The sequence below is a fragment of the Pseudomonas viridiflava genome (genome assembly GCF_900602065.1).
Lineage (GTDB): Bacteria > Pseudomonadota > Gammaproteobacteria > Pseudomonadales > Pseudomonadaceae > Aquipseudomonas.
On record NZ_UWFN01000089.1, the window covers coordinates 1 to 341 of the forward strand.

At 63.0% G+C, this 341-nt stretch carries 1 protein-coding gene; it reads right to left on the reverse strand.

Going from position 1 to position 341, the window contains the following annotated elements:
• Positions 1–40: 40 nt before the first annotated feature.
• Positions 41–341: SDR family oxidoreductase (locus tag EE949_RS01395; RefSeq protein ID WP_122662249.1), on the reverse strand; the 301-nt coding region annotated here is incomplete at its 5' end.

Here is a 341-nt window from a genome sequence, read left to right on the forward strand (position 1 = left end):
GAGCAGTCATCATCCTTCTCCTTGAACTCAATGCGGGGTGTTACGCCCCGATGACGTTTTGACCACAGACGCGCAATACCTGGCCGCTGACCGAGCCGCTGCCCGGTTGGCTAAACCAGGCCACGGCTTCGGCGACGTCTTGCGGCAGACCGCCCTGACCGAGTGAGCTCATGCGTCGACCGGCTTCACGCAGGGTGAAGGGCATCTGGGCGGTCATTCGGGTTTCGATGAAGCCCGGTGCAACGGCATTGATGCTGATGCCGCGTGCCTTGAGTCCGGGTGCCATCGCGCGGGCGTAGCCGATCAGACCGGCCTTGCTCGTGGTGTAGTTGGTCTGTCCG